Genomic DNA, 24,154 nt, shown 5'->3' on the forward strand with positions numbered 1-24,154 from the left:
TAAATGGTTTTAATGGTGAAGCAAATGCGAAGCATGATGATCAGCATATTAATATGCTTGCTTTTGACCGGGTGTATGTTAGGGAAAGAGCAGGTTGGATTTGAGCGTGATACTAATGTAAGTCTGGTTGACGACATGCTTTGTATCAGCATGCCCCCAGAGAAAACGTATTATCTGAGCGTCATCTCGATAAAAAATAAGGATGATTCAGGATTTAGAGAAACATATGCGGGAAGTGAATTGTTAGACGTTAACGGCAAACGTTGCCTTTCACCATCACAGTGGTTTCTTGCAGAAAATCATGCCTATACTATTCATTACACTCTGCTGTCTACTTTAAAGATACGTCCATCTTTTAGAAAGGTCGCATCCATTAAGATAAGTAAAGGCCAGATAATATTTTTGCCATTGAATAACGCAGACTATCTTCCCAGCCTTATTCCAAATGATTTTTAGTGTTATAATTACAGATTGAAATCTATTTTATTCTTAAGTATTCATTTGAAAGAAACCATAATGAGATGCTATCAGTTTTATAAAGCAGGTGTTTACTCCACTCTAATAATGAGTTCCGTCTTTCTCACTGGCTGCCTTGGCGATAAGGTGACGTTTTCAGAAACGGCGAATATTACTCAAAGAGAAAATGCAGCATGCTTTGAAGTGCAAGGAGCCAGCGACTACACGCTAAAATCCATGAGTATATTCAGAAGGGGGCATGAAGATGATAGACAATCTTTAATGCCCAACAATACCAATTTAAAGGATGGGCGATTTATCTGTCTTTCCGAATCAGTAATTGACGAGTTTGGCGATGGAGAGTATGTGGTTAGATTTAGTTTGAAGCCAATTAAAAAGCGTCAAAATACAAGGGTGTTTTCAAATGTCATACAAATTGATGGGCTTCAGGTTAAAAACATCCCACTGCAGGAGAATGAAATTACGCATTACCTCGGTAACAATTTCTAAATTAATGGTAACTATTCGTGGTAATGCGGTCTCGTAATAGCATCAAAACAATTTATCCAGCCGCTGTCAGAGAACATTAATAAAGCCCAGAGAAAGTCGTCAACGTCCCCACCAGTGATAGAGACGTTGTGGCCGGCTGTCATCAAGGAGTGAATGACATGAACATAACTGATTTACTGCAAGGTGCACCCTCGTTAATAAACGGGACGTTGAACCGTTACAAGCTTTCTATCCCCTCATGCTCGTCCAGTATTGACGTCGAGAACTTTAACGGCACAGAAGCATTGAGTGAGAACTATCACTACGATGTGCTGTTCACCAGCCCGGATAAAGACATCACGGCCGCACAGATGTTGCGTAAACCAGCAACGCTGACCATGGGCACGGGTGAGTTGATGGTGCTGTCGGGACAGAAGATGGTGCATGGTTACATCACTGATTTTCACCGTCTGACGGGTTCTGCCGATCAGGTGACTTATCTGGTGGTTATTGAGCCACGCCTTGCATTGCTGGATAAGCAATATCGCTCGCACCGTTTCTTTGTGAATAAATCAGTTCCAGAGGTGGTGAGCCAGATACTGGATGAACACGGTTTTCAGGGCTGGGAATATGAATTCAGCCTGAAGCATGAATATCCCAAGCGTGAGCAGATAAACCAGTACCAGGAAAGTGATCTTCAGTTTATTCGCCGCTTGCTGTCGGAAGTTGGCATCTTTTACATGTTCACGCTCCAGCCAGATACCCAAACTGAAGTCGTCCGGTTTGGTGATGCTCAGTCTGCGCTTATTCAGGGTAAGCCGTTGCCACTTAACAGTCCTTCCGGCCTGGAAGATAACGGACAGGAATCTATCTGGGGACTGAATATCACCCACAAAGTGGTTGAAGCGGGGGTAGTCGCGAAAGATTACAACCATCGCGAAGCGCAACGTATTTTACGTTCGGTTCAGGCGGATATGTCGCGCGGCGATGGTGATGAGATCAACTACGGGCAGGTTTATCACTATCGTCCGCGTCATCCTGACGGCGGTGATAAATATGTGCCCGCGCCGGAGACTGCGAACTATTACGCGCGCCTCGATCACGAACGTTTTCTGTGTGGCCAGACATTGATCACTGGCATTAGCAATGACGCATCACTGGCTCCAGGCAAGGTGCTGACCATTATTGATGGTGTTTTGCCAACGCTGCCGGAACAGCTTCAGAGTCCGGTCGTCGTCACCCGCATCAACCTCAGTGCCAGCCGCAAGTCGGGGTTACAAATCAACCTTAATGGTGTGCCTTACAGCGAAACGCTGTGCTGGCGCCCAAGGTTGTTACCACGCCCAAAAGTCAGCGGCACCATGACAGCGCGTGTTACTAGCGCAAAAGACAATGATATCTATGCCTGGCAGGATGCCTCCGGTCTGTACCGCGTGGTATTTGATGCAGATGAAGAGAGCAAAGATCGCGGCCAAGAAAGCATGCCGGTGCGCCTCGCCAAACCTTATGGCGGTGATATGTATGGTTTCCACTTCCCGCTGATACAGGGCACGGAGGTAGCGATTGCCTTCCGTGAAGGGGATCCTGACCAGCCCTACATTGCTCATGCGCTGCATGACTCGAGACATGTGGATCATGTAACAGAGAAAAACAGCACCCGCAACGTCATCCGCACCGCTGGGCTGAATAAGCTTCGCATGGAAGATAAGCGCGGTGAAGAGCACATCAAACTCAGTACCGAATATGGCGGCAAAACTCAGCTGAATCTGGGGCATAACGTTGATTCAAAAAGAGTGTTACGAGGGAAAGGTGCGGAGCTAAGAACTGATGAATGGGTCAGCGTCCGCGGTGGCAAAGGGATTCTTTTATCAGCTGATTTTCAGCCCGATGCCAGCAGCACCATGCTGGAGATGGATGGAGCAATTGAACAGCTTGAGCAAGCACTTACCTTGGCCAGAAGCCTGCAAACAGCCGCTAAAGGCTCTAAAATCATTCCTGCTGATATCAATGGGCATCGAGCACTAAACGAATCATTGAGATATTTAAAAATGCCCGGGCTGGTGGCACATGCACCCGCTGGTGTAGGGATATTGAGCCCTGAAGCCATTCGACTCGCTTCTGGTGAGAAAAGTATTGGATTGATGTCGGGCAAAAATACCGACATTAGTGCCGGAGAGTCATTTACGGTTACAGCTTCAGAATCGGTAAGCCTTTTTGCAGCAGATGCAGGCATGCAACTCTTCGCAGGCGCAGGGAAACTGGATATCCAGGCGTTGGGCGGTGAGCTGAACACTACTGCTAAGGAAAACATCAGCATCAGTAGTGGTGAAGGCAGTATTACTGTTAGTGCAAACAGTGAACTTGTACTGCTCTGCGGTGGAGCCTATATCAAACTGAGTGATGGAAATATCGAGATTGGCTGCCCAGGTAATATATCGCTTAAAGCAGCCAATGTGGATCAGACCGGGCCGGGTTCGCTGGATAGTGAACCGATTGTTTTTCCGAAAGGCTATTCCGGTTCTTTCACTCTCAAAGATCCAGAGTCTGGAGAAATAAAACCTTTCACCAACTATCGAGTTACCACCGCAGAAGGTGAAGTATTAACCGGTATTTCGGATTCATCAGGAAAAACCAGCCATCTGTACTCGTCAATGCCCGGCGAAATGAAGATTGAGTTTCCGGATAATCGAAAGGAAGAGGGGCCGGGACATTGGATCACTGTTGACCATGATTTTCATGGATTAAAGAATTCGGCAATATTTGCAATCAATCGATTAACTTCCATGGGGGATGAAGGTCGTTTATTTGGCTCCGATGGCAAGGATTATATGAATACCAAAAAGGATAAAATTCAGGAATGGAGCCCTTTACCTTCAGATGCAACGGAAGAAGTAATCAATAAGTCAGCTATTCATCGTTACGGCGAAAAACGCAAAATTACGCAAACCTTCCTTGAAGGTGATGATGTCTGGGCCGTAGGCGGAAAATCGTGGCACTGGCAGCCGGTAACTGCCGATGATGTATACGAGGAGAAAAAATGAAACTGACATTTAAATTCAGGCATGTTTTATTTTTTTGGGCAGCATTCGATTTTATATACATTATTCGTTTCATATGGCTGAACCTTTCACAAGGTCGAATGCCACTTATTGATGACATTATCTCTTTTAGTGAGTTGTTTGTTACGCAGGGGTTTTATACATTAATCCTTTTCTCACTTTCCTTGTTATTGAATATATCGATTGTTTTATCTGCTGTACTGCTTTTAGCAGGATGGCGGCATGTGCAAAAAGTTGTCTATACACAGACGTTATTACGAATCATGTTTATAGTGCCCTCACTTTCCGTTTTGCCATGGATTTTGAAAAATGCATCGATAACTAATGGAGTGGTATTTTTACTCGCGACAATGATTTCAGAAATATTGAAAGTCGGTTCAATTTATCTGTTCAAAAAGACGGCTATGGATAAGCATTAACCAATTTAAAGGACTGAAGAGGTTTTTATGGCAAATAACTCATTAGTGACTTCCGTTACTCATAGTAATGCGGACGTATTGGTCGGGAAGCAAAAGCCTTATTGGGTTGAAGTACAACTGGTTGATGAGCTGGGGAATGCTGTCGCAAATATTCCCTGGAAAGCGGAAAGTCACCATCCAAATGAAGGACGAATAAAGCAACTCACTTACTCAGGAGTGAGTGATGCCGAGGGGCTAATAAGAATTGATATGCCGCATGGATTGGAAATGCGGTTGTTTTTAGAAGCTGATCCTTTGGCAAAGGAGATGGAAAAACGCTCACTTCGTGTAGGTAGAGATGCAGAAGCTGACTCAACTGTTCGACTCGTTGCATTAGGAAAGGGTTATAAATGGCATTATGCAACTATTGGTGAGTTATGTAGGGCTGTTCCCTCTGCGTATGATTTAAGAAAAGGCGAGGTGTGGCCGATATTCCATTTCCCGCTGAATACCAGATTTAAAGGTTTTACTATCAGGACAAATGAGCTTGAAGTGCGCCATGTCCTTGAAATATGTCCATTCAGAGCTTGGGAACTAGTATTACATCATCAAAAGGACTATTCGATAGCCAATGCCTTAAACTTAGGTGTGGCAGCAACCCTTGCATATGCCGATGATAATGCTTTAGACACGGTATCAATTACACAATTTTTTATAAATCAGTGCCAAGATCTCTCACGGTTACCGCAACTTCATAAAGATGGTTCTTCCTGGAATGTCCTGGCGCAAGATGTTCCCTTTAACGAACGTTATTATCCGCCGGTATTTATGGATACGTCTCGTGAAACATTAGTAGAAGTGAAAAAAAATAAAGACGAGCCTCTTTCGGATAAAAATCAGACAAAAGTTATAAAACCAGATGGGGATACTCAACTTTTTTATGTCTACAACACAGATGAAATTATAGTTTCGTGGCGTGGAACAGCAAGTCGTTTCGATGCGGGAACAGATCTAGCGTTTAGACCAGTGAAAACGGAGTTCTGTGATGAAAATAAAACCCAATGTAGCTCTCTACTTACTTCAGGAAAAGTTCATACAGGATTTTGGAGTGGTTATAACAGGGTCGAGAGTAAATTCAAAAAAGAAATAGAAATTTTGAGTGATTTGACTGAAACTTTGGATTTGTTTATCTGTGGGCATAGTTTAGGAGGTGCTTTAGCACTTATACATTCTGTAGTTTTAAAAAGTAGGTCACCTCTTTTATATACTTATGGGATGCCAAGAACGTTTACAAAGGAAGCCATTTCACAATTGTCTGATATTACTCATTTCAGGCATGTAAATGATAGTGATCCTGTGCCTGCAGTTCCACCTGAAGCTAATTTAGATAACGAACTGTATAGAATATGGGGACCATTAGGCGGAACTCTTGGTTTTTTTTGGTCGTTAGGTGAACTAATTACTTATCAGATGATTTCCTGGGGGGACTGCTTCTGGCATCATGGAAATCCAGTTGTTTTTCTTACTACTGAACAAAGCAGGGAATGGGGGGAGTGTAAAATAAACCTACCTAATCCGGCTGGATGTATATCTATTAGACGTTTACTACCTTTAAAAACTAAAATTTATCTAGTTCCTTCATTGGCAGAGCAAGAAATGCAGGATGCAGGTAAGAACCAAAAGGAATTTATTGAGTCCCTGACGAAAGTTGATTTAAGAGAGTATTTTCCCAAAGGAGGCAATCCTGAGCGTGGGGCAAATATAAAGGTTTACGAACATTTTATGACTTCTTACATGCCTTTCATCAACAATAAGCTACTAGAGTTAATTGATAAAAGTGGAATTACTGAAAGGAGAACGTTTGTTGAGCATTCATATAATGTTGATCTTTTTAAAAAACAAATGAAAGAAAATGTTAAAGAGATTCCAGTGAAAGAATATGTCAGAAATGAAATCCTACTGAATATTGAAGGGTTGCTAGATGTATCGCTCTCTCCTATGTTATCTCTATCAAGCGGAATTAATTCATTAGTTCGTTATGCTAACTATGGTGGAGAGGTTATTGAATATGTTTAAAAAAATTAATATTTTAAATTTTATTTTTTTATGTTCTGTAGTAGGATGCAGCAATACTATCGATAAAACTATCTCACCTCCAGAAAACTCCAAGTTGGTAAGCGTAAAAATAAAAAATCCATCTATTTATACAAAACCATTTCCACTTGCAGTTAGATATATTTCTCAAGAGTGTAAAAAAAGAAGAATTAGTGGTTTTGACGGTTCGGTTATTATTGAGCCAAGTTATAATGTTATCCAGGCTACTTTAAAGCAGAAAGATAATGATATATGGATTGCTCAGATCGCTACTATTGGTGGAGGGAAATGTCGTTGGATGTTAAGTGCTATTACTCTTGGCATAGAATATAGTGATGCAATTCACTTAAGAAAAGATCTTACTCTTGGAAGTGCGGTAGGGATGATTATAGCTTTTGATAATGATGCTTCTAGAAATGGACAATATTCGACAATCAAAGGTGACATAAATGTATCTCCTAAATATTACCCTTACATTAGGGAGAAAAAAATAGATAAAATTGAAAATACTCTATCCTTGCTAGGCAAGGAAAGCTTTATCACACTACGAGCTATCGAATCATGGAATATTGTTTTTTCACCAAAGTTGGATGAGAATAAAATCGTTATATTTGAAGGTATAGAGAAGAAAGAGAAAGGCGTATATCCAAAGATAATTTATCCAGATGGAACAATTGCACCACCGAAAACTCTCTTCCCAGACTTTGATAAAGTTGACAAAATGAAGTTATAGTCTTGTCTGTTTTATATTTAAATTAAGGGCTTCTGATATGTATAGAATGGGTTTGTAATTATATTGTTATTTTTTTTCAGGTCGTAATCGTGATGTAAATGTGGATTTTTTGCCCCCGCATCATTAAAAATTGATAATTGTAGAGATAAAAAAACCCTCTGAATATACAATGCCATTCTTACTAGAGATTAGATATATTTCATATCAGTGCCAAAAGAAGAGGGTTAGTGGCTTTAATGGTTCAGTTATTACTGAACCTGGTTATAATGTTATTCAACTTCCATTGCAGAAAATAAATAACGACACTTGGATAAGTAAGGTTGCAGTAAACGGTGGTGATTCATGTAAGTGGTCGTTGAGTGCAATTAATCTTGGCATTGAATATATCGATGCAAACCATCTTGGTAAGGATTTAGTGCCTGGAACTGCGGTAGGCGCATCAATTGCATTTGATAATGATGCTTCTCGTAATGGGCAATATACATCGATTCAGGGGGATTTAACACTATCACCAAAATATTATCCATATATTTTGGAGTGGAATATAATGCGAAAGAAAAAAATTAACGCTTTTAGGTAAAGAGGATTTCATGTCCTATCGAGTGTTTAATCTTAATACAATACACTACTCTCCAGGTTTAGATGAAACTAAAGTTGTGCGTTGGATTGAGCCTGAAAAAAAGGTTGATGGGGTTTACTCAAAAATAATTTATCCTGATGGAATTGTTGCTCCTGAAAAAACTCTTTTTCCAGACTTCAATAAGGTTGACAAGATGAAGTTGTAATTATCTGGATGAATTTGACCAGGATAATGATTGGGGAATTTGAATGGAAATGTTAATCACGAAGTAACATTCGCAATGTGATTCTTAATAGTGAGTCAGTATGAAAGTATTTTTGTTTTTATTTACACTGACGTGCATTTTGCTATGCTCTTTGTCATTGATTTCAGTTATGTTGTATTTTCTGTATAAGCATCTCAAGTTGCGTCAGCATAAAATCATTGTTTTTCCTATTGTGATATCAATGTTTATGCTAGGCGTTGGTTTTGTCTTTATTCTCTGGATTTATGTGCCGGAGTTATAGAGTTTAATATCTATGTTCTATTTTTCGTGATGTTATTTGATGCATTTTACTGTGAGGTAAGTCCGTGAAAAAAGGTGTTGTTGTTATTGGAGATAAAACCACTCATGGCGGAGAAGTTATTTCTGCATCCTCAAAATACACAATCAATGGTAAACCCGCGGCCTTGGTCGGCGATAAGGTCAGTTGTCCAATTCCGGGCCATGGAACCAATCAAATCGTAGAAGGATCGCCAAGCAGGACGTGCGGTGGTCTTGCCGTGGTTGTTGATGGCTGTAAAAGCCAATGCGGCTGCCAGGTGATATCTAGCGTAACCAACAGCACAGTGAGTTGATAAACAATGGCTTGGGTAAGAACAAAAGCAATAATAACAGAGTTATCCCCTGCGCCAAATTTAATTGGATGGCTAATAGTCGGGGCATTAATAATTGTCGTCGCAGTTTTAATATTTATTCTTCATGCATCAGGTTCGTTTAAACCTCTCACTGTATTAAATATCTGGCTGGTCTCTCTAACCTTGCCGTTGTGCTGGTTTATCGCCTTCTGCGCGCGTTACTGGTTGAGACAGCGAGAAATAGACAAGCATCTGTTCCTGCAGCACGAGGCAGAGCGCGGACAACAGCAATGGGAGCAATGGGCACAGCGCTATATTGCTGTGTTAGGCAGCAGTATCCAACTGCCTGATGGCATCACAGCGGCTGCGGTTCTTGAATCTTCGCCTGATGCGTTCCCATCAAGAGGATCATTGGCAAGGCGGATTGAAGGCGTTCAATCTCCGTTAAAATCCTGTTTGTTAGGGGTGCAATCCGAACTGAAATCATTGCCACCCACGCTACCGCTGCGAATTAGTGTTTTAACTGATAGCGATCCCGTCCAGCTTAACGAAGAATTCCCCGATGTATGGGCGTCTGTTTTTCCCGAACTTATAGCACCAGTCGATGTTGTCATCTCGGAAACACTTTCGATGGCGCACCTTGAAGAACGCCTCAAACAGCCCACCATGACTGTCGATCTGATTATTGTGATGCAGCTTCATGGTGAAAAATTCTATTCCGATGGCCTGGCGACTTTGCTGCTTACCAGCGACGACGTTGCGGAGAAATATCAATTATCTCATGCCACTCGCTTGCTGCGTCCCATGCCGCTAGTGATGGCGATGTTTGAACAGGATTTTATTCTTTTTCTTGAAACACAAACTACGGCTTGTCTCACATCACGCGTAGTTGCAGATGTTTTGGATTGGGAGAAAGTATCTGCATCGTTAATGTCCACAGGGGGGCAGTTCGATGCTAAGTGGCAACCAGCAGAAAGACTGAATCTTGAAAAAATCACTGGCATACCAGGAAAGGGTTCTCCCTGGCTTCTTATCGCATTGACTGCGGATCTGGTCAGCCTACGTAAAGAATCATTACTGACACTTTTCTCTAGCGGAACCGAGCAGTACATCAGTACCCACACCACAGGACGTGAATATGAACAAACCGGATAATCTTATTTTTGGCCGCCTCGGGATAGTTGGATTAATCATTGCTGGAATTGTCTTGATATGGCTACTGATTAACCAATATGGCACTTATGCAGGCATTGATACTACAAAAGACAAATTACTGGCTCTTTTAGCAATCTGCTTGGGCATCGCTTTCCTCTGCTATCTCCCTGCAATGGCGAAGGGAGTTAAACAGTCTTATCATCGTCGTTTTTCTAAAGAAACTCATGCTCTTCCTGACGAAGAATCCAGGCTGGAAAAAACGTCTCCACGCAACATCACTATCGATGAAATCCGCCACGCACTGCGCCAGCATTATGGCCACTTCTGGAAACGCAAAGCCCGCATCCTCATTGTCACCGGAAGCATGGCTGATGTTGAACGCCTGACGCCAGGCCTGACTAACCAGCTCTGGCAGGAAGATCGCGGCACATTATTACTGTGGGGCGGCGATCCTGCATCCTCACCAGATGAAAGTTGGCTGACGGCCCTCAAACGTCTGCGTCGTCGTCCGGCTGATGCGATGATCTGGGTTACCTCCGCCGTTGATCATCTTGCCGATACTTCAGTCGTACCTGCCACAGCATTACCTTCTGCCGCCGCGATGGATGCCACCTCCCACGCGTTATCGGCACGCTACGAGAAGCTGGGCTGGCGGTTGCCGCTTTATGTCTGGTCGCTGCATCCGCGCGCCGACAAGCAGCCGGGCCGCATGACTCAGGCGGTGGGCGTTCAGACTCTTACCACAGGCAAAATAGACAAGTTACTGGTGGAGTTGGCAGCGCAGCTCACCACCCAGGGCATTCAGCAGGCGGCAGGTTCGCCGCAGCATCGTTTCCTGCTTAGCCTGGCAGACCAACTGACGCGTGAACCTGAAACACTCAACGCGCTGATTGCACCACTGCAGAATCCGTATCGACCGCTTCCGCTGGCGGGGCTGGTATTTAGTCCACCGTCTGAAGGTGCAGAGCGCGCAGTACCCAATCACTGGGGCCGCGATAATCGCTGGGATGCGCTGCCGTCTACATTCACTTCGTTGCCCGCGCACCTGCGTCCGCAGCGTCGCGGCTTTTCCTGGTCGCGCCTGCTGGCATCCGTGGCGTGCCTGGCGGTGATTGCCTGGGGCGCGGGCCTGCTGGTGTCGTTCACCACCAACAGCAGCGTTATCAGCAACGCTCATACGCAGGCGATGCAGGCGGCCGATACTGGACAACCGCTGCAGCAGCGTCTGATGGCGCTTTCTGATCTGCAGAAAACCATGCAGCGCCTGCAACATCGTGCGGAGCACGGTGCGCCCTGGTACAGCTGTCTTGGGCTGAATCAAAACGGCGCGCTGCTGGCGGCACTGTGGCCGCGTTACGCGCAGGCGGCGCTGCCGTTACTGCGCGATGCGGCAGCCACGCATCTGCGTAAGGAGCTGCAGTTGGTCGCCGACCTGCCACCCGACAGCCCGCTGCGCGACACGCTCGCCAAACCGGCTTACGCCCAGCTCAAGCTGTGGCTGATGCTGGTGCGCCCGGAGCGTATGGATTCAGCATGGTTCAGCCAGGCGCTGATGCAGGACTGGGCGCAGCGCGCAGATGTGGCTACAGGTTACTGGCAGGGCAGAGCGCCCGGCTTACTGGCGTTTTACGGCGCAGGTCTGGTTACGCATCCTGAATGGAAACTAAAGGCGGACCCGGAACTGACCGGCCAGGTGCGCGCGCTACTGGTGCGTCAGCTTGGCGTCAGCAACAGCGAATCACGTCTGTATCAGCAGGTGCTGGCGCAGGTGTCGCGCAACTATGCCGATATGCGCCTTACTGACATGACTGGCGATACCGATGCGGCGCTGCTGTTCAGCACTGATGAAGTGGTACCGGGTATGTTCACCCGTCAGGCATGGGACGACGGCGTGAAACCCGCGATTGATAAAGTGGCCAATGCCCGCCGCGAGGAGATGGACTGGGTGCTGGGCGACAATCCGCCGACGACCGGGAAATCCTCCTCGCCTGATGCACTGGAAGCACAGCTTACCAGTCGCTACTTTGCCGACTACAGCGCAGCCTGGCTGAACTTTCTTAATAGTCTGCGCCTGCAGCCCGCGCCGACGCTGTCGGATGCCATTGACCAGCTGACGCTGATGGCCGACGTGCGTCAGTCGCCGCTGGTGGCGTTGATGAACACGCTGAACGTGCAGGGACGCACCGGCCAGACCGGCGGGGCGCTGGCCGACTCGCTGGTGAAGTCGGCGCAGAATCTGTTCAGCAAAGAGAAGCGTCCGGCGATTGACCAGGATGCCGGGCCGAGTGGTCCGCTGGATGCGACCTTCGGTCCGCTGCTGTCGCTGACCGACGCGCAGGGCAGCTCGTCGTCAATGAATCTGCGCACTTTCCTCACCCGCGTCACGCAGGTGCGCCTGCGTCTGCAGCAGGTCACCAACGCCGCCGACCCGCAGGCGATGACGCAGACGCTGGCGCAGACGGTGTTCCAGGGCAAAACCGTCGATCTGACTGAAACCCGCGACTACGGCAGCCTGATTGCTGCTGGTCTGGGACAGGAGTGGAGCGGCTTCGGGCAGACAGTGTTTGTGCGCCCGATGGAGCAGGCCTGGCAGCAGGTATTAAGTCCGGCGGCGGAAAGCCTCAACGTCCAGTGGCAACAGGCGGTAGTGAGCGAGTGGAACAGCGCCTTTGGCGGTCGCTATCCGTTCAAAAACGTTAGCAGCGAAGTTTCTCTGCCGCTGCTGGCGAAGTATCTCAACAGCGATACCGGCCGCATCACCCGCTTCCTGCAAACGCGACTTAACGGCGTGCTGCACCGCGAAGGCACACGCTGGGTGCCGGACAGCATCAACGCGCAGGGGCTGACCTTCAACCCGGCATTCCTGAAAGCGATTAACCAACTGAGTCAGATTTCCGACGTGGTTTTCACCACCGGTGAAGCGGGACTGCACTTTGAGCTGCGTCCCGGCACGGCGGCAGGCGTATCGCAGACGACGCTGACCATCGACAGCCAGAAGCTGGAGTACGTGAACCAGATGCCGGCCTGGAAACGTTTCACCTGGCCGGCGGATACCGAAGCGCCGGGCGCAACGCTGAGCTGGGTCAGCACCGAGGCGGGTACACGATTATATGGCGACATGCCGGGTGGCTGGGGCTTAATCCGCCTGCTGGATAAGGCGCAGGTCACCGCTAATCCAGGCATCAGCAGCAGCTGGCAACTGAGCTGGGCCGCGCCCGATGGCCGCACGCTGAATTACATTCTGCGCACCGAAGCCGGTGATGGCCCGCTGGCGCTATTGCGGCTGCGCAACTTCACGCTGCCATCCGATATTTTTCTCCAGAGCGCCACAACTATCGCGCCGGAAGACCTTAACGTCACGGAGGACGAATAATGCCGCTTAAATCTCTTATCAGCGCCTGTGGTGAAGACGCTGAGACGCTGCGCGCTCAGGCAAAACAGCAAATCGCACTGTGGAATAACTGGCTGCAGCCGGTATCGGCGGACAATCCCGCTGGTGAGGACCCGACCTATCACGACGGTTTTCAGCAGATGCAGGAGGAGGTGAACCGCCTTTCCGGGGCGGACACCGCGCTTATCTGCGAGCTGGCGGAAAACCTACTCACCTCTGTTACGAAAGACATCCGCGTGGCGGCCTGGTACAGCTGGGCACGCCTGCAACTTGATGGCGAAGCCGGGCTGGCTGATGGCTTGTCATTAATGGCCGGACTACTGACGCAGTTTGGCAGCAGCCTGCATCCACAACGCGCGCGCAGCCGTGAAGCCGCGCTGCGCTGGCCCGCCGGTTCGCGCATGCTCGACACACTTTCACTTTATCCAGAAGTCACCAAACAGGATGCGTTGCGTATCGCTGGCGCACTGTTGTTGATTGAGGACGCGAGCCTGGAGCACGGCGGTGCCGGGCTGGGCAGTCTGTATGCGGCGCTGGAAAATCGCCTGCTTAAAGCGGGTGGCCCGGATGCGGTGGTGCCACAGGCGGCGGGTGAGGGTGATAAGCATCAAACCAGCGGTCCGGCTGCGCCACAGATGGGGGCGATAGCCTCCGGACGCGAGCTGCTGGATCAGGCGCGCACGCTGTCGAAATACCTGCGTGATCAACCCGGCGGCTGGCTTGCTGCGCACCGTCTGATGAAATCCCTGCGCCACGATACGCTGCTGCAACTGCCGCCGCTTTCCGGCGACGGCAAAAGTCGTATCGAACCGCCTAAGGCAGACCAGCGCGCTCAGCTTAAACGTCTTTGGCTGCAGCAGAGCTGGCAGGAACTGACCGAGCAGGCTGACAGCCTGTTCTCGCGCGGCGGCAACCACTTCTGGCTTGACCTGCAGTGGTACATCCATCAGGCGCTGACGCGCGCCGGCAACACCACGCTTGCCGCCATCGTGCAGGACGATCTTAAAGGACTGTTGTCGCGCCTGACCGGGCTGGAAACGCTGGCGTTCAGCGACGGTACGCCGTTTGCCGATGAGGTGACGCTCGGCTGGATACAGCAGCAGGTCATGAACACCGAACCCGGTTGGGGCGAAGGGGCGTCAGCTTCTCCCGGTGCCAGCAATGAGGATGACATTCTGCAACTGGAAAGCGAAGCCGTAGAGCTAGCCGATCGCGAAGGTATCGAAACGGCGCTGACATGGCTGCAGCATCGGCCGGGAACTGCTTTACCGCGACAGCAGTGGCTGCTGCGTCTGCTGATGGCGCGCGTCGCCGAGCAGTTTGGCCGTCAGGAAATGGCGCTACACCTGCTTAGCGGGCTGGATAACAGCGCAGATGACATGACGCTCGGTCAGTGGGAACCGTCACTGCTGTTTGAAGTGAAATCAAGAAGGCTGAAATTAATGCGCGCCCGCGCTGGGCGCAGTGAAGCGGATAAAGCGCGAGTGCAGCCGGAAATGGAACAACTGTTAGCTGGGCTGGTTCATATCGATGCGGCACGCGCTGTGGTGTTACTGGGTTAAAACAAAAGGGATTTATTATGCTGATTTTACGCGCGATTATTGTAATGATGGTTTTTTCATTAACAGGCTGTACTTATTACTTATGGAGCTTAAGTGACACCCGATTAACAACTGTGCGAGAAATGAATTTCTCTGATCGAATTAGCGGGATGTTTGAGTATAAAAATGTAAATCTGACTGAAGAAGATAATGGCACTGGAAAAGACATTATCAGACTTCCAGATGAAGGCGTAGGATTCGTTGGGGACGATAATATCTATTTTGTGACGGTTAACGGTAATGAATTATTGGCATTGAACGATTTGATGAAGAAAGTGCCATTAAGAATGAACAATGATGATAAATTTATCGATATGAATCTCAAAGGCCACTACAGTAAGAACACTAATGCAGAATTCCAACAAACAATGAGCGTTAGAACTCGAAAACCTGTAACTGCATTAACTCAATCACAAAAGAAAGCGCTTGAGGATAAGCGGTTTTCATCAGTGGACGGTTATTTACAGCGTTCAGTGACCGTTGAGGGCATCATTATCAATAGAATGAGGTTAGGTTCATCTTTCCCTCAGACAACATCACTCGATGAAAGCTATCAGGTGCGATTTTATTCATCATATCGTTACGATAAGTTCGACAGTGGCTCGTTAGCCTTAAAACTTGCATTGACACCTGTCACGTTAATTGGGGATGTTGTTTTTATTCCGCTATATCTACTCACTGCAAAGTAGTAATAGGATAGGGATATTCATCAATCTAATAAGAGGGTGAGATGATTAGATGCATCATCAGATGTTACATCGGTGGGGGGCGAAACATATTTAATTATAATGGATGCGCAAGTCGGAAAGAGTTTTGGGTTTTCATTCTGATAAATTTATTAGCTTTGAATTTATATTCAGCAATAACTGGAATGCTGACTCTGACCGGCAGTGGCATAGTTGATGTCTTGTTGTTTCTTTCAATGTGTTTTTCTCTTCAACTGTTATTTATATGCATCCTGATCATCCCTGTTATGTCTTAGGGCGTAAGAAGAATGCATGATATTGGTCGGAGTGGCTGGTGGTTTAGTAGCCTGCTACTTAGCAATATTTTTATTATTCCTGTATTACTTGGTGTTCTGGTCAACAGTATTGCAAATCGCTTTCCATGGGATATCGAACTCTCTATATCGATTTGGGCAAACCTGGTATTGAATTTGAGCGTTATTTTTTCCCTGACATATCTGTGCTGCAAACCTTCAGTAGAGCCATCACCGCTTCCACATTAACGCAATAAAAAAACAATCAGAGTGCCGTAATGAAAGATCTCACCCTGCGCTATTACGACACCGAAATGCGCTAGCTGCATAATGCCGCTAAGGAATTTTCCGCCACGCAACCTGATAGCACTAAGAAGGACAAAATAGACCGGGCTGGCGCGCCGGATCCGATAGGTGGGTTAACTGTTAGGGATTAAATGATGAACGACCGCTTAGCGGAATGTTACGCCGGAGCCTGGCGTAAAACATTCGATTATAAAAACTGCGCCACGCGCAAGGAATTCTGGTCATTTATTCTGGTCAGCACGCTCCCATCTTTATGCTCAGGCGCCGTGCTTCTTATTGCTCTTATTTGGGTTGATTTATGGGTGATTAAATTTTGTGGGATTGGTCTTGCGACTGTTATGTCATTTTTCAGCGTAATCATTATTTTTCTTTTATGTCGCTGGGAATTCGACGCATGCACGATATTGGCCGCTCAGGTTGGTGGTTTGGCTTCCTGTATATAGGAAGTGTTTTTTTCTTTCCTGTAAGTCTGTTTTTATTATACCTATGCAGTAAGCCTTCGCTCCATCAGCATCCGGTTTATCTCTGAATAAATAATTAGAGCTCTGTGTAGGATGTTTAAGATTCACTATGTAACTTAATTATCAGTATCTTTACGTCATGGAGGATATGATGAATACATCCGGTATTCTACAGAAAGTTTTGTCGGTCTCATTAAATCGCTATTATCTCGATTTACCGGGCAGCACCTTTAGTACTGATGTTGAAGAGATTGAGGGAAAGGAGGAGATGAGCGAACTGTATTGTTACACAGTTCGTTTCACCAGCGATGCTGGCGACATACAGCCTCAGCAGATGCTGCGGAAAAAAGTCTGGTTAAATATGCAAGCTTCCTCAGATGAGCTGAAATCGGTATTTCCTGAAAAAATCGTTAAAGTCATACACGGAGTGATAACTCACTTTCGGCGATTGCAAGGTTCACGCGATCAAGTAAGCTATGAAATTATTATTGAGCCATTTGTTTCACTGCTAGGTAAACAATTCCACAGTCATCGATTTTTCGTCAATAAATCAGTGCCTGAAGTGGTAACGAAAATACTTACTGAACATGGTCTGGAAGCCTGGCAATACCAATTTAGCCTGAAGCAAAGCTATCCAAAGCGCGAACAAATTAATCAGTACCAGGAAAGTGATCTAAAATTTATTCAACGTTTACTGGCTGAAGTAGGAATTTTTTTCTACTTTCGCTTACAGGAGGATGCGCGCACTGAAGTAATCCATTTTGGTGACAGTCAGGTGTCGTTTAATACTGTCAAATCGCTGCCGCTTAACAGCCCTTCAGGTATGGATGATGGCGGAAAAGATTCGATCTGGGAACTAAATCTTAATCATCAGGTTGTGGAAGCTAGCGTATCCGCTAAAGATTATAACCATCGTGAGGCGCAATATATTTTACGGTCTGCGGAAGCGGATATGACACGGGGCGATGGCGATGCAACTAATTATGGCAAGGTTTATCATTATCGACCTCGCCATCCCCAATCTGGTGACAAGTACACACCAGCTGCAGAAACCGCAAACTTCTATGCACGTTTGGATCATGAACGCTTCCTCGCTAGCCGAACATCCATTACAGGAATAAGCACCGATCCCTCTCTGGCTGCTGGGCAAACGCTGATAATGACCGACAATAGTGTTCCTTCAACCTTGCCAGAGTTGCTGCATAACCCACTGGTAATTATAAAGTTGAAGTTCGTTGCCAGTCGGGAATCAGCCATGCGAGTGACGATTGGCGCCGTGCCATACAGTGAAACTATTTGCTGGCGTCCAGCAATGCTTGTACGCCCTAAAGTCAGCGGCACCATGACAGCGCGAGTCACTAGCGCAAAAGATAATGATATCTACGCCTGGCAGGACGCTTCAGGTCTTTATCGTGTGGTGTTTGATGCGGATGAAGAGAGCAAAGATCGCGGGCAGGAGAGCATGCCAGTGCGACTCGCCAAACCTTATGGCGGCGATATGTATGGCTTCCACTTCCCACTGATTCAGGGAACGGAAGTAGCGATAGCCTTCCGCGAAGGTGATCCTGACCAGCCTTATATTGCTCACGCGCTTCATGATTCGCGCCATGTCGACCACGTCACCGAAAAGAACAGCACACGCAACGTTATCCGCACCGCAGGTTTAAACAAACTGCGCATGGAAGATAAGCGCGGTGAAGAGCACGTCAAACTCAGCACCGAGTATGGTGGTAAATCACAGCTAAGCCTGGGGCACCTGGTGGATTCCTCGAGAGCCAAACGCGGTGAAGGTTTTGAACTGCGCACGGACAAGTGGGGCGGGATTCGTGCTGGAAGCGGTATTTTTATAAGTGCAGATAAGCAACCTGGCGCTGGTGCAGAAGTGCTTGAGATGCAGGATGCACTTAACCGCTTGCACAATGCAGGCAATCAAATGCAGCAGTTAGCTGATGATGGAAAAGCCGCAGGCGCAGAACCTGCGCAAGTGGAAACTCAACTTAATTTCATGCGCGAAGAGTTAGAACAGCTCAAGCAAGCAGTCGCACTGCTTAGTGCGCCGCAGGGAATCGCGTTAACCAGCGGTAAACATTTACAGCTTGCAGCGGCAAAGAACTTAATCGCCACCGCAGAGGCAGACGCTGATGTTGGCATCGTCAAACGCATGTTTATCGGTGTGGGCGAGGGACTGAATGTATTTGTGCGCAGGATGGGTATCAAGCTATTAGCAAATCAGGGGCCGGTTTCGATTCAGGCGCAGAACGATCAATTGCAATTGCTTGCAAGGCAAGGACTGGAAATTACCAGCACCGAAGAAGAAATTCATATCATTGCTAAAAAGAAAATCGTGCTGAATGCCGGGGGAAGCTACATTACGCTGGATCCGTGCAAAATTGAGTTGGGCACCGATGGTGACTTTGCGGTGAAATCAGCAGATTTCGCCTATAGCGGACCGGCAAGTATGACGGCGGAACATCCTGAATATCCCGAAATCCAATCCACCGCTAAGCAATTATTGAATCTCAAAGTACCAATGTCACCTGATGCAGAAGCCGGAAGCTGGGCTGGCATGCCGTATACGTTGTACGCCGATGGAGCAGCGATAAAACAGGGCGTGCTGGATAACACCGGCAATTTACCGGTTGAACATCAAACCGTGACGAAATCTTATCGCTTGGTAATGGCAAACGGTGTTAGCTACCAGATTCCCGTCGCCGCCACTTATCGCAATCCAGAGCAAGGTGTTCTAGCGAATCGCGGCATTCATCATCATCACTCGCAACCTGCAGAAGAAATTAATGCTCCGGATTCGCACACCGGGCACCGTTCGCTCTATGCCGCATTACTTGATGGTATTAATGACAGGGAAAAAGACGCATGAGTCAGTCAGATATCGTTTCACCTATTGCAACTGATATAACCCAGCAATGTGTGATTACACCGCCGTGGTTTGTACAGGGCAGCGAATATCAACCTTTACCGGCGACCTATTTTCCGCTGATTAATGGTGAGGAAGCATTTGGTGCGGTGCATCATGCCATCGAAAATGCGCGCAAATCAGTGGATATTATTTGCTGGGGTTTCCAGCCTTCGATGTATTTTGTGCGTGATGGCAAAGCACCCTGTATTGGGCAATTATTGATTGATATTGCTGAAAAGCGTGGCGTTGAAGTAAGAATACTGGCCTGGGAAATGCCATTTAATACTGCCGGATTTGGTGATGAAGCAAATTTACCTGGAAAGTTTTTGCCGATTGTAAGAAACCGTGCAGGTCAGACTTCTACCGATACACAATTTGATTATGACTGCTGGTGGTTTAAAACCTCCGCGCGCTTTAATACCATGAGGGAGATGGTCCGGGGAAAAGAAAGCACGCTTGAGAAACTTTATCCTTTTCCTCATTTTGTTAGCCGTGGTTTTAATGCGAGGGATCGTGCTGAAATTGCATACCAGGCAAAATTTAAGGCTCTTGATAAAAATCTGAGTAACTCAACGATTGCTACTATGGCAGGAACTGTCACACATCATCAAAAAACCGTAATAGTGGATTATGAACTGCCGGAGAGAGCCGTGGGTTTTGTGATGGGCCATAACATGCTGGATGAGTACTGGGATACTAATGCACACTCAGCCAGAAATCGGGGTGCTCATGCACCCGAACCGAATAAAGGCGCGACCGGTGCTCTGCCACGCCAGGATATTTCCAGTCGGGTAACCGGACCAATTCTTGAGCATTTACATCATAATTTCGCGACCGCCTGGCAGAAAGAAACCGGGCAGAATCTCTTGTGGCAGCGTAATGCCAGTGAGGCGGCTAAAAACATGCGGCCGCAAAAATCACTTGGCACGCCGATTATGGCGCAATTGCTGCGCACCCAGGCGCAGGCAGGTAAGCGCGATATTGAGAAACTCTATTTACAGGCAACAAATAACGCCACACAGTTTATCTATATTGAAAACCAGTATTTCCGCTGGCCACCACTGGCAGAATTGATCAAGAAAGTCGCTGCGGATCAGACCCGTGAGGGACGCGATCCAGGAAAACACGGATCACTTTACCTCTTTGTTACGACAAATGTGACTGATGGCGGTATTGGAGCAGGTACAGTAAACACGCAACGTATGCTGGAGAGTTTAGGCCGGGCAGATACCATTCCAGGTATTACCAAATTAAGACGTAAAGAGGCGCTGTGGAATGAAATGCCAAGTCCGCCATCGATTGATGCCTCACTTGATGAAAAAATAAAATATATTAAGGAAAGGAAGGGTAAAGAGGCGGAAGTCAAAGCGAAAATGCAGGAAATAGACAATAGTGCCGTTGTCCCCGTAGAGCATCCGGGATTAAAAATCCACGTCTGTTCGCTGGTGGCACCTGATTCAGAGGGAAATAACTGGATGCCAGTATATATTCATTCAAAACTGATGATTATCAATGATGTTTTTACCACCCATGGTTCAGCCAATATCAACACACGAAGTATGCAGGTCGATAGTGAAATGAATATTGCGCATTGTAATGCGCCAGTAACCAAGAAGATGAGGAAGCGATTATGGAATCTGCATACGAATAATTTGGGTGGGCAGGATGATGTTAAGGTAGCCTTTAAGCAATGGGAGGATTTAATGGCGCAAAATTCTGATCGAATTAAATCAAGTCAGCATGGCGAAGGCTTGATGAATCCATTATGCTCAATTATTGAATTTCAATACAATGAAAATACATTAAGCGATCTAGATTGATGATGAGACTAATTCTTTGTGTTGTTTTTTTTCTTACGGCATGTGATGAAATAAATATTAACTCAGCTTTCAATGAGACTAAGAAAATGAATGCATTAAGTTCAGTTAAGATGAAATTAGAATTCACATGTAAGCATCAGATGATTTCTGATTCAAAAAATGAATCAGAAAAATTGTTTGCATATGCTCGTTGGTTACAGAAAAATAATCAACTTAATCAGAATGTTTCAATTGAGGCTGAAGTATCTCGCCTTTATCGTATAGCATCTGAAAACGGAAATTTAAAAGCAAATATAAATCTTCAAAATGGTGCATTACAAGGCCGATTTATTATTAATGACGAAGAACGACTGCGTTTGAGCCAGCAGTTGATAGACGCAGGTGTAGGAGCTGGGTATTACTTTATTGCAATCTATCTTCAACATGGCATAGCTGGGTTGCAGCGGGATCAAGAGATGGCATTACGTTACATGCGTAAAGCTGCAGATGAAGGTAGCCCTCAGGCTCAAGCATATGTCGGAGAGAAATTAGCACCAAGTAATGTGGCACCTGATATTAGTATTCAATTTCGCCGTTGCGCAGCTGAGCAAGGTGAAGGTAAGACTGCTCGTAATTTAGGTATTTATTACCAGAATCGTGCAGATTTTAATTCTGCACTGAAATTTTTTCAACTTGGAGTTAAAGCAGGAAACTCGAGTGCAGCTAGCTTTCTATCAAGTGGTTTTGATGGGCCAGAGTTAAATAATGAACTTTACTATATGGGGCAGGAGATGGATAAGGAGCGAGTAAGGCGCTACGAAATAATATGGGATGTTCTTGAGAGATACTCCTATACCAATCCTACAGTCCCAGAAATAGATGAAATTGTGCCACTTCCACCCGCACCGTTACCCGCCTGGGATGGAAAGTTGAAATGGCTGGAAGAAAGAGAAGCCAATATTCCACCTGAAAAGCCCAGTGAAGCACTCATTAACCAAATGGCGCGGGATAAACAGCTCGATCCTGCTACCGGCAAACCATTACCAGAGTCACCACATTTTGTTCGTGATGATTCCATCAAGCTATCATGCCGTAATGGTGAGGTGTGTCCCGTGAGTGGATATTGGGAAATGGAATGGTGGGATTACAACAGCCTAAATACTCAGAGGATAGTGCGCTTTAATCAGGGAGATATTCTGCCAGCTGACAGAGTACGGCGCGTTGTCACTCGTCCCTGGCCATTTGAGGACAAAATTGTGATTGAAGAAAAAATGATGGCATGGCGTTTAATTGCTGAGATTTAAATATTATGGTTTGTTTTATTTAAATGTATTGCCGCAAAAAAATGTTGGCGTTTTCTCAGTTTAAAGGAGTGATTTAATGAAAGGAATTATCCGTTTAGGCGATAGCCATAATGGTGGCGGCACGGTGTTGGAAGGTTCAACCACAATGAAATTTTCTGGTATCGGCGCAGCACGTAAGGGGGATGCGGTTATTTGTCCTATTATTGGTCACGGTAAGAATTTTATTGCTGAGGGCCATGCTACGTTTAAAGATAATGGTGTGCCAGTGGCATTTCAGGGGCATCGGTGTGCGTGTGGTTGTGAATTAATCTCCAGCCTGACACAAGCTGTGGCAGAGTAATTATGGCAATCAACCTCAGGCAGGTACCTACTGCGCTCAAACAACCTGAATTACCAAGATGGTGGATCTGGCTATTATTACTCGCTCTGTTTTTGGTATCAGGCACCGCATATCAAATGTCAGTAAACCTGGAAAATAAAGCCATCGATGCTGAAGCCTTTTGGGAAAAAGCATTAGTGATTCCAGCCGCTATTTGGTTGACTCTGTTAGTCTTGCGAATGGTTTATTATTCCTGTGATATTGCAACAGTGGATAAACTGAATGCTAAAAGAGAAAAGGCTATTCAGCAACAAGTGCAATTGGGTCAGCGCTACCTCAACATCTTAGACGTCAGCCTTCATACTGCATTGCGTTTTCCTGATGATCAGGATGGTAAAAAACAATGGCAGGCGATCCAACAAAAACAGCAGGCACTGAAAACCCAGCCTTCATGGCAAAGCGAACGTGGTATTAGACATAGCCGGTTAAATGCCACGGCTGATCAATCGCCGGAGCAAATACTTAACCAAACAATGAGCGCAACAATTAATCAATTGAGTAAGACGTTAGCATCGTTTCCATCTGATTTACCGCTGCATCTACTACTGGAAAATCACATCGGCATGCCGGATATCAATTTTCAAAAAATGTGGCAGCAACATTTTAACGATGCTCACATCCAGCAAGCGATTGAATGGCTGCATGGTTCTGGACTTCAAGCTATCGATGAGTGGCTTGATCATCGCAGCAATAAATCCTCATTGCTTTTAGTATTAGCCGTCAATTTTTCCCCTATACAGCTGGAAGGATCGGCTGAATCGCTAGTTTATTTACTGCTGGCAAATCCGGGTTTGCCAGATTCGCCCAAACCGCTAGCGCAATTGCATCGACCTGAACAGGCTTACAGTGTGACTGAGGAGGATCTGAACTATGCGGTGCAACATGCTGCGCTGTGGGGAGATGCCACGACTGAACAAATCAAAAGCGGATGGTTGGTTGGCATACATTCTTCATGGCAGCAGAGGGTGGCAATGGCTCTTAAAGCGCTATCGTTACCGCTCAATATTGGACAGGATCTGCACGACATTAACAGCACGTTGGGTTATCCGGGGCCTGCTGCATGCTGGCTTACTATCGCTTGTGCCAGTTCCTCCTTAAATGAAGGCCCACAGATTATGCTGAGTGGAACGGGATTAGAAACCGAGCAATTGTGGGCCACGCTGATCGTGCCAGCTAAAGACCAAAACTCTAATACTTAACGCAACAACTCATGGCT

20 protein-coding genes are annotated in these 24,154 nt (G+C 46.5%); all 20 read left to right on the plus strand.

The features are described from left to right. The first annotated feature begins 33 nt into the window (after positions 1-33). The 20 genes from Q3H59_RS08390 to Q3H59_RS08480 all read left to right on the plus strand — a co-directional run bounded on the left by Q3H59_RS08390 (position 34) and on the right by Q3H59_RS08480 (position 24,137). Complete coding sequence (locus tag Q3H59_RS08390) at positions 34-456, plus strand: putative T6SS immunity periplasmic lipoprotein (protein ID WP_192411623.1); 423 nt, start codon at positions 34-36, stop codon at positions 454-456. A 60-nt stretch (positions 457-516) separates the two neighbouring features. Further along, positions 517-966: a putative T6SS immunity periplasmic lipoprotein gene (locus Q3H59_RS08395; protein ID WP_309834246.1), complete on the plus strand. Its 450-nt coding sequence runs from the start codon at positions 517-519 to the stop codon at positions 964-966. 158 nt (positions 967-1,124) lie between these two features. After that, entirely contained in the window at positions 1,125-3,986 is a 2,862-nt protein-coding gene (locus Q3H59_RS08400) for a type VI secretion system tip protein VgrG (RefSeq protein WP_309834248.1), read from the plus strand. Continuing rightward, on the plus strand, positions 3,983-4,423 hold the full coding sequence (locus Q3H59_RS08405) for a hypothetical protein (protein ID WP_309834250.1): 441 nt from the start codon (positions 3,983-3,985) through the stop codon (positions 4,421-4,423). The genes Q3H59_RS08400 and Q3H59_RS08405 overlap by 4 nt, the downstream gene beginning before the upstream one ends. Before the next feature lie 27 nt (positions 4,424-4,450). After that, a complete protein-coding gene (locus Q3H59_RS08410) occupies positions 4,451-6,478 on the plus strand; it encodes a lipase family protein (protein WP_309834252.1) in 2,028 nt (675 codons plus the stop codon). Then, complete coding sequence (locus Q3H59_RS08415; RefSeq protein WP_309834254.1) at positions 6,471-7,229, plus strand: hypothetical protein; 759 nt, start codon at positions 6,471-6,473, stop codon at positions 7,227-7,229. Before Q3H59_RS08410 ends, Q3H59_RS08415 begins: the two co-directional genes overlap by 8 nt. Positions 7,230-7,398: 169 nt before the next feature. Then, positions 7,399-7,809, plus strand: a complete 411-nt coding sequence (locus Q3H59_RS08420; protein WP_309834255.1) for a hypothetical protein — start codon at positions 7,399-7,401, stop codon at positions 7,807-7,809. Positions 7,810-7,819: 10 nt separating this feature from the next. Further along, positions 7,820-8,014 carry a hypothetical protein gene (locus tag Q3H59_RS08425; protein ID WP_192411630.1) on the plus strand — a complete coding sequence of 65 codons (195 nt, stop codon included), beginning with the start codon at positions 7,820-7,822 and terminating at the stop codon, positions 8,012-8,014. A 365-nt stretch (positions 8,015-8,379) separates the two neighbouring features. Next, positions 8,380-8,646, plus strand: a complete 267-nt coding sequence (locus Q3H59_RS08430) for a PAAR domain-containing protein (RefSeq protein ID WP_192411631.1) — start codon at positions 8,380-8,382, stop codon at positions 8,644-8,646. Positions 8,647-8,652: 6 nt separating this feature from the next. Further along, on the plus strand, positions 8,653-9,801 hold the full coding sequence (locus tag Q3H59_RS08435) for a type VI secretion protein (RefSeq protein ID WP_309834259.1): 1,149 nt from the start codon (positions 8,653-8,655) through the stop codon (positions 9,799-9,801). Beyond that, positions 9,785-13,174, plus strand: coding sequence for an ImcF-related family protein (locus Q3H59_RS08440; RefSeq protein WP_309834261.1), 3,390 nt, complete (start codon positions 9,785-9,787; stop codon positions 13,172-13,174). Before Q3H59_RS08435 ends, Q3H59_RS08440 begins: the two co-directional genes overlap by 17 nt. Beyond that, positions 13,174-14,754, plus strand: a complete 1,581-nt coding sequence (gene tssA, locus Q3H59_RS08445; protein WP_225614349.1) for a type VI secretion system protein TssA — start codon at positions 13,174-13,176, stop codon at positions 14,752-14,754. The genes Q3H59_RS08440 and tssA overlap by 1 nt, the downstream gene beginning before the upstream one ends. Before the next feature lie 17 nt (positions 14,755-14,771). Continuing rightward, positions 14,772-15,482 carry a hypothetical protein gene (locus tag Q3H59_RS08450; protein ID WP_309834263.1) on the plus strand — a complete coding sequence of 237 codons (711 nt, stop codon included), beginning with the start codon at positions 14,772-14,774 and terminating at the stop codon, positions 15,480-15,482. A gap of 727 nt (positions 15,483-16,209) precedes the next feature. Beyond that, the gene (locus tag Q3H59_RS08455; protein WP_309834265.1) at positions 16,210-16,521 is read left to right on the plus strand and encodes a hypothetical protein; all 312 of its coding nucleotides are present in this window, start codon (positions 16,210-16,212) and stop codon (positions 16,519-16,521) included. After that, a complete protein-coding gene (locus Q3H59_RS24695; RefSeq protein WP_405041647.1) occupies positions 16,473-16,607 on the plus strand; it encodes a hypothetical protein in 135 nt (44 codons plus the stop codon). The genes Q3H59_RS08455 and Q3H59_RS24695 overlap by 49 nt, the downstream gene beginning before the upstream one ends. Positions 16,608-16,687: 80 nt before the next feature. Then, a complete protein-coding gene (locus Q3H59_RS08460) occupies positions 16,688-19,417 on the plus strand; it encodes a type VI secretion system tip protein VgrG (RefSeq protein ID WP_309834267.1) in 2,730 nt (909 codons plus the stop codon). Next, positions 19,414-21,276, plus strand: a complete 1,863-nt coding sequence (locus Q3H59_RS08465) for a phospholipase D-like domain-containing protein (RefSeq protein WP_309834269.1) — start codon at positions 19,414-19,416, stop codon at positions 21,274-21,276. The genes Q3H59_RS08460 and Q3H59_RS08465 overlap by 4 nt, the downstream gene beginning before the upstream one ends. Beyond that, complete coding sequence (locus Q3H59_RS08470; RefSeq protein WP_280171786.1) at positions 21,276-22,559, plus strand: sel1 repeat family protein; 1,284 nt, start codon at positions 21,276-21,278, stop codon at positions 22,557-22,559. The genes Q3H59_RS08465 and Q3H59_RS08470 overlap by 1 nt, the downstream gene beginning before the upstream one ends. Before the next feature lie 76 nt (positions 22,560-22,635). Further along, complete coding sequence (locus Q3H59_RS08475; RefSeq protein WP_277973718.1) at positions 22,636-22,899, plus strand: PAAR domain-containing protein; 264 nt, start codon at positions 22,636-22,638, stop codon at positions 22,897-22,899. 2 nt (positions 22,900-22,901) lie between these two features. Continuing rightward, on the plus strand, positions 22,902-24,137 hold the full coding sequence (locus Q3H59_RS08480) for a hypothetical protein (protein WP_309834274.1): 1,236 nt from the start codon (positions 22,902-22,904) through the stop codon (positions 24,135-24,137). Positions 24,138-24,154 lie beyond the last annotated feature (17 nt).

This window comes from Pantoea sp. SORGH_AS_0659, from assembly GCF_031453915.1.
GTDB lineage: Bacteria > Pseudomonadota > Gammaproteobacteria > Enterobacterales > Enterobacteriaceae > Pantoea > Pantoea leporis.

Coding starts and splice junctions, on each gene's coding strand:
- Q3H59_RS08395 (WP_309834246.1), top strand. CDS start 517: ATGAGATGCTATCAGTTTTATAAAGCAGGTGTTTACTCCACTCTAATA.
- Q3H59_RS08460 (WP_309834267.1), top strand. CDS start 16,688: ATGATGAATACATCCGGTATTCTACAGAAAGTTTTGTCGGTCTCATTA.
- Q3H59_RS08420 (WP_309834255.1), top strand. CDS start 7,399: ATGCCATTCTTACTAGAGATTAGATATATTTCATATCAGTGCCAAAAG.
- Q3H59_RS08470 (WP_280171786.1), top strand. CDS start 21,276: ATGATGAGACTAATTCTTTGTGTTGTTTTTTTTCTTACGGCATGTGAT.
- Q3H59_RS08455 (WP_309834265.1), top strand. CDS start 16,210: ATGATGAACGACCGCTTAGCGGAATGTTACGCCGGAGCCTGGCGTAAA.
- Q3H59_RS08480 (WP_309834274.1), top strand. CDS start 22,902: ATGGCAATCAACCTCAGGCAGGTACCTACTGCGCTCAAACAACCTGAA.
- tssA (WP_225614349.1), top strand. CDS start 13,174: ATGCCGCTTAAATCTCTTATCAGCGCCTGTGGTGAAGACGCTGAGACG.
- Q3H59_RS08410 (WP_309834252.1), top strand. CDS start 4,451: ATGGCAAATAACTCATTAGTGACTTCCGTTACTCATAGTAATGCGGAC.
- Q3H59_RS08435 (WP_309834259.1), top strand. CDS start 8,653: ATGGCTTGGGTAAGAACAAAAGCAATAATAACAGAGTTATCCCCTGCG.
- Q3H59_RS08465 (WP_309834269.1), top strand. CDS start 19,414: ATGAGTCAGTCAGATATCGTTTCACCTATTGCAACTGATATAACCCAG.
- Q3H59_RS08415 (WP_309834254.1), top strand. CDS start 6,471: ATGTTTAAAAAAATTAATATTTTAAATTTTATTTTTTTATGTTCTGTA.
- Q3H59_RS08400 (WP_309834248.1), top strand. CDS start 1,125: ATGAACATAACTGATTTACTGCAAGGTGCACCCTCGTTAATAAACGGG.
- Q3H59_RS08405 (WP_309834250.1), top strand. CDS start 3,983: ATGAAACTGACATTTAAATTCAGGCATGTTTTATTTTTTTGGGCAGCA.
- Q3H59_RS08440 (WP_309834261.1), top strand. CDS start 9,785: ATGAACAAACCGGATAATCTTATTTTTGGCCGCCTCGGGATAGTTGGA.
- Q3H59_RS08450 (WP_309834263.1), top strand. CDS start 14,772: ATGCTGATTTTACGCGCGATTATTGTAATGATGGTTTTTTCATTAACA.
- Q3H59_RS08475 (WP_277973718.1), top strand. CDS start 22,636: ATGAAAGGAATTATCCGTTTAGGCGATAGCCATAATGGTGGCGGCACG.
- Q3H59_RS08390 (WP_192411623.1), top strand. CDS start 34: ATGATGATCAGCATATTAATATGCTTGCTTTTGACCGGGTGTATGTTA.
- Q3H59_RS08425 (WP_192411630.1), top strand. CDS start 7,820: ATGTCCTATCGAGTGTTTAATCTTAATACAATACACTACTCTCCAGGT.
- Q3H59_RS24695 (WP_405041647.1), top strand. CDS start 16,473: ATGCACGATATTGGCCGCTCAGGTTGGTGGTTTGGCTTCCTGTATATA.